General features: G+C 71.6%; 5 protein-coding genes. 4 read left to right on the top strand and 1 reads right to left on the bottom strand.

Going from position 1 to position 4,740, the window contains the following annotated elements:
* Positions 1-393: 393 nt before the first annotated feature.
* From G6R25_RS21680 to G6R25_RS21665, 4 genes are read left to right on the top strand one after another with little or no spacing between them, the layout of a single operon-like run.
* Positions 394-1,218 (top strand): ABC transporter ATP-binding protein, encoded by an 825-nt coding sequence (locus G6R25_RS21680; RefSeq protein ID WP_163554379.1) that lies wholly within the window; start codon positions 394-396, stop codon positions 1,216-1,218.
* A complete protein-coding gene (locus G6R25_RS21675; RefSeq protein ID WP_235825991.1) occupies positions 1,215-1,988 on the top strand; it encodes an ABC transporter permease in 774 nt (257 codons plus the stop codon). The genes G6R25_RS21680 and G6R25_RS21675 overlap by 4 nt, the downstream gene beginning before the upstream one ends.
* Positions 1,985-3,001 carry an ABC transporter substrate-binding protein gene (locus tag G6R25_RS21670; RefSeq protein WP_163554378.1) on the top strand — a complete coding sequence of 339 codons (1,017 nt, stop codon included), beginning with the start codon at positions 1,985-1,987 and terminating at the stop codon, positions 2,999-3,001. Before G6R25_RS21675 ends, G6R25_RS21670 begins: the two co-directional genes overlap by 4 nt.
* Positions 2,998-3,795 carry a TenA family protein gene (locus G6R25_RS21665; protein ID WP_163554377.1) on the top strand — a complete coding sequence of 266 codons (798 nt, stop codon included), beginning with the start codon at positions 2,998-3,000 and terminating at the stop codon, positions 3,793-3,795. Before G6R25_RS21670 ends, G6R25_RS21665 begins: the two co-directional genes overlap by 4 nt.
* A gap of 55 nt (positions 3,796-3,850) precedes the next feature.
* Here G6R25_RS21665 and G6R25_RS21660 read toward each other — a convergent pair.
* On the bottom strand, positions 3,851-4,740 hold an 890-nt coding region (locus tag G6R25_RS21660; RefSeq protein ID WP_163554376.1), incomplete at its 5' end, for a type II toxin-antitoxin system HipA family toxin.

The following is a 4,740-nucleotide window of genomic DNA, read 5'->3' as shown; positions in this document are numbered from 1 at the left end:
CCGCGCTCCGCCCGCGACCGCGATCCCACGGCCGACCCGGGGCGCGCGCCGTCCGGCCCCGATCGGCCGGCCCACCCCCGGAGCAGTGGGAACCCGCGTGGCACCTCGGGTGCCGGCAGCGACGACCGCAGCCCCGGCATCGGCCCGGCATCGTGACCGCCGAGTCCATCGCGGCCTGTCACCACCCGACCGGTCCTCATCCGGCTGGTCTCCGCCGGAAGGTCGTCGTCTGACCGGTCGCCGCCGGACCGGATCTCACCGAACGCTCATCGCCCTGCGGTCCTCACCCCGCCGGAAATGCCTCGCCTCGCACGCCCCGTTGAACATGCTCATAGCCGCCGCAGGACAGCAACAGCACGGGAAATAGCAACGCAGGAAGGAGGAGGAGAAGCCGTGTTCGCCCGCCGATCGAGCCCGCCGCCGGCCTTGTCGTCGTCCGATCCCCTTCAGCCGGTCGGGACGGGCGTCGAGCTCCGCGGGGTCACCAAGCGGTTCAGCCAGACCGACGCCGTGGCCGGCGCGGACCTGACCGTCCCCGCGCACAGCCGGCTGGGCATCGTCGGCCCGAGCGGGTGCGGCAAGTCGACCCTGCTGTCGATGATCTGCGGGCTGATCGACCCGGACGCCGGCACCGTCGACGTCCTCGGTGCCGCGGACGCGCCGGGCCGGCTGGCCCGCTGCGCCTGGATGCCCCAGCGCGACCTGCTGCTGCCCTGGCGCGGGGTGCTCGCCAACGCCCGGATCCCGCTGGAGAACCAGGGCCTGTCCCGCCGGGAGGCGTCGCGGCGCGTCCAGCCGCTGCTCGACCGGTTCGGCCTCGCCGAGTTCGCCGACCACCGGCCGGCGCAGCTCTCCGGTGGCCTGCGCCAACGGGTCTCGTTCCTGCGCACGGTGGCCGCGGACAAGCCGGTGCTGCTGCTCGACGAGCCGTTCGGCGCCCTGGACTCGATCACCCGGGCGGATCTGCAGGACTGGCTGCGCGCGATGCTCGCCGACGAGCCCCGCACCGTCGTCCTCGTCACCCATGACGTCGAGGAGGCGCTGCTGCTGTGCGACCGGGTGGTGGTGATGTCGGCTCGCCCCGGCCGGGTCGTCGCGTCGGTCGACGTCCCTCCCTACGCCGGCACCGGCGCCGCGGCCCGGCGGGCCCGGCTCGCCGACCCCGATTTCGTCGCGCTGCGCGACACCGTCCTCGCCCATCTGGAGAGCGCCCGTTGACCGCGACGCGGTTGTGGCCGAGTGTCCTCGTCGGCGCCGTGCTGCTCGGCGCCTGGGAGTTCGTCACCCGGGTGCTGCACGTCGAGGAGTACATCCTGCCGGCGCCGGACCAGGTGGCGACGACGCTGGTCGACCGGTGGGACAGCACCCTGCGCAGCGCCACCTGGGTCACCCTCACCGAGATCGTCCTCGGCTTCGCGATCTCCGTCGCCGCCGGGCTTGCCCTCGGCTGCGCGCTGCACTTCTCCGCCGCGGCGCGCCGTGCGCTGTATCCGCTGCTCATCGGCTCCCAGACGATCCCGATCGTCGTCATCGCGCCGATCCTGGCGATCATCTTCGGGTACAGCATCACGCCGAAGCTCATCCTGGTGGCGCTCATCTGCTTCTTCCCAGTGGTGATCGGCACCCTCGACGGTCTCGCCTCGGTCGACCCGGAGCTCGTCCGGATGATGCGGACGCTGCACGGCCGCCGCGTCGCCATCTTCACCCGGGTGGAGTTCCCGGCGGCGCTGCCCTCGGTGTTCACCGGCCTGCGCCTGGCCGCCGCCTACGCCGCGACCGGCGCGGTCTTCGGCGAGTACTCCGGCGCCTCCGACGGACTCGGCCACGTGATGCGCCAAGGCGTCCCCCAGCTCCAGTCCGCGCTGGTGTTCGCCGCGATCGTGCTGCTCACCGCGATGTCCGTGGCGCTGTTCGCACTCGTGCACGGCGCCGAACGGCTGCTCGTACCCTGGCACCGCAATCCCACCCGAGAAGGGAACACCGGATGATCTCGCCGCACTCGCGCCGGCTGACCATAACGGCGGCCGCCCTCGCCCTCGCCCTCGCCGCCGTCGCGGCCTGCGGCTCCGACGGCTCGTCCGGCGCCAAGCCCCGGGCCGCCACGGTGCTGCTCGACTGGGAGCCCAACCCGGATCATCTCGCGCTGTACTCGGCGCTGGACGGCGGCGACTACCGCGACGCCGGGCTGAACGTCACCCTGCGTTCGCCGTCGGACCCGTCCGATCCGCTCAAGCTCGTCAGCACGGGCACCGTCGACCTGGGCATCTCCTACGAGCCCGAGGTGGTCATCGCCGGGGTCGAGAAGCTCGACGTCGTCGCCGTCGGCGCCCTCATCCCCACCGCCCTGAACTCGATCATGGCCGTGGGCTCGGCCGGCATCACGAAGCCCGCCGACCTCGCCGGGGCCACGGTCGGCACCTCCGGGTTGCGCACCGACGACGCCTTCCTCGACGCCATCGCGAAGGCCAACCACTTCGGCGCGGCTTCGATCCACCGCGTCGACGTCGGCGCCGACCTGCTGCCCGCCATGATCTCCAAGAAGGTGAAGGCCACCCTCGGCGCCTACCGCAACGTCGAGGGCGTCACCCTCGCCGACCGCGGCCTCGCCCCGAAGGTCATCCCCGTGACCGAAGCCGGGGTGCCGCAGTACGACGAACTGGTCGTCGTCGCCCGCCGCAGCCGGCTCGCCAAGGACCCGGCCTACGCCGCGCTCGTCCGCGACTTCCTGCGCGCCACGGCTGCCGGCAACGCGCGGGCCCTCGACGACCCGGCGAAGGCCACGACGACGCTCACCGGCGTCGCCGACGGGTACGACCCGAAGCTGCTGCCGAAGATGGTCGAGGCGACGGCCCCGCTGCTGCGCAACCCGGCCGGCTTCGGCCGGATGGACCTGGGCGCCTGGACATCGTTCATCACCTGGATGCACACCGAGGGGCTGATCAAGGCGACCGTTCCCACGACGGACGTCGTCACCAACGACTATCTGACTACCGCGAAGTGACCGCCGAAGTTGGCGCCGCCCCGGCGGGCTCCTTCAGCGCGCGGCTGTGGGCGTCCACGGAGCACGTCTACGAGGCGATCCTGCGCCATCCGTTCCTCACCGGGCTCATCGACGGCAGCCTGCCGCGGCCCGTGTTCGCTCACTTCGTCGTCCAGGACGCCCACTACCTGCGTGACTATGCCCGTTCCCTGGCCGTCTGCGCGGCGAAGGCGCCCACCGAGGACGACGTGCGGGCGCTCGCGAACGACGCCGCCCAGGCCGGCGCCGCAGAGCAGGCCATGCACGCCGACCTCCTCGACGCACTCGGCGGTCCCAAGCTTGGCGACGCCGATCCTGGCGGCGCTCCGCCGGGCGGTGCGGCGGACGACGGCGGCACGGCGGACGAGGCTGGTGGGACGGACGACGGCGGTGGGGCGGACGACGGCGGTGGCGTGGCGACCGTGGCGCCGACGACGCGCGCCTACACCAGCTACCTGCTCGCCACCGTCTATGGCGGCTCCTTCCTGGAGGGGCTCGCCGCAGTGCTGCCGTGCTACTGGATCTACGCCCGGGTCGGCGCGCGGCTGCTCGCCGACTCCTCCCCCGATCCGGTGTACGCCCGGTGGATCGCCGCCTACGGTGATCCGGCGTTCCAGGCGGTGGCCGACCGGGTCGTCGCCCTCATCGACCGAGTCAGCGCGGACGCGTCGGCGCCGGAGCTGGCGCGCGCCGCGGAACACTTCGTGGTGACAGCACGCTACGAGTGGATGTTCTGGGATGCCGCCTGGCGCCGCGAGACGTGGCCGATTGAGTAACCGGCCAGATTGAGTAACCGGCCAGTCTGAGCGGCTGGCGGATCCGGGGCGTCGATCAGTCTCCTTCGGCGACGAGAGGCAACGTGCGGAGCCGGTCGGACAGCTTGTCGAAGGCATCCCGCGACAGGTAGTCCCTGAGGACGGTCCAGTTGGCCAACACCCGGGCCGTGGCGTCACGCGCCCGCTGTCTGGCCGCCGGAATGCCGTACCTCGTCCGGCTGCCGATATAGTCGAAACTGCCCGTGGTGACGGCCTCGAAGCTCTTCGACCTGCTCAGGTTGAGCCCCAGGTCGTCCTTGGGGATGTACAGCACCGTCGGCACGACGTCGTAGACCGGGCTCAGGACCGGCAGCCGGCCGTCGGGATAGCTGATCGCCCAGCTCTTGAGATGGGCATCCCCGTTTCCGACCAGTACGTTGAGCACGAGACGGTCGATCACGTCACCGACCGCGGCCGTGCCGCAGAGCGCCTCAACCAGTACGGCAATGGTCTCGAAATTCGCCCGCGTGTACTTGGCGGTACCGCGCCCGGTCGGGATGTCCATCACCTGCGCAATTTCCTCCATGTGCATCCGGTTTCCGTTTTCCCGGCGGTCGAACCGGCGCACGGCAAGTGCCGATCCATGAGCTCGCGCCGCCCACTCCTCTAGACCGGCCACGTCGGCCGGCGACACCAGGAAAGCCTCGGGCGTCTCGATGCCTACGCTCCGCGCAAGCTCGAGGCTCCCCAGTTCAGCCTCGGGAACGCCAGAAAAGCCTGGCCGACCATCCGGAAGTTTGACGATGAAGTTACCCGCCTGGCCTTGCGCGGGGACGGTGAGCCCGCGGGAGCTCCCAGGGCCCCGGGAAGATCGCTCTAGGTTGCGATCCGCTACGCGGAGTATCGGCCCCGCCGTGCCGTCCGGACGCGCTCCAGTCGAGACCGCACACGCCAGCCCTATCCCGC

This window comes from Candidatus Frankia alpina (assembly GCF_902806485.1).
Taxonomy (GTDB): Bacteria; Actinomycetota; Actinomycetes; order Frankiales; family Frankiaceae; genus Frankia; species Frankia alpina.
Note: the sequence above shows the minus strand (reverse complement) of the source record. Positions and strands in the feature narration are given on the sequence as shown.

What these genes read in the sequence shown, in the direction of transcription:
- G6R25_RS21670 (WP_163554378.1), top strand. Translation starts at nt 1,985, where the DNA reads ATGATCTCGCCGCACTCGCGCCGGCTGACCATAACGGCGGCCGCCCTC.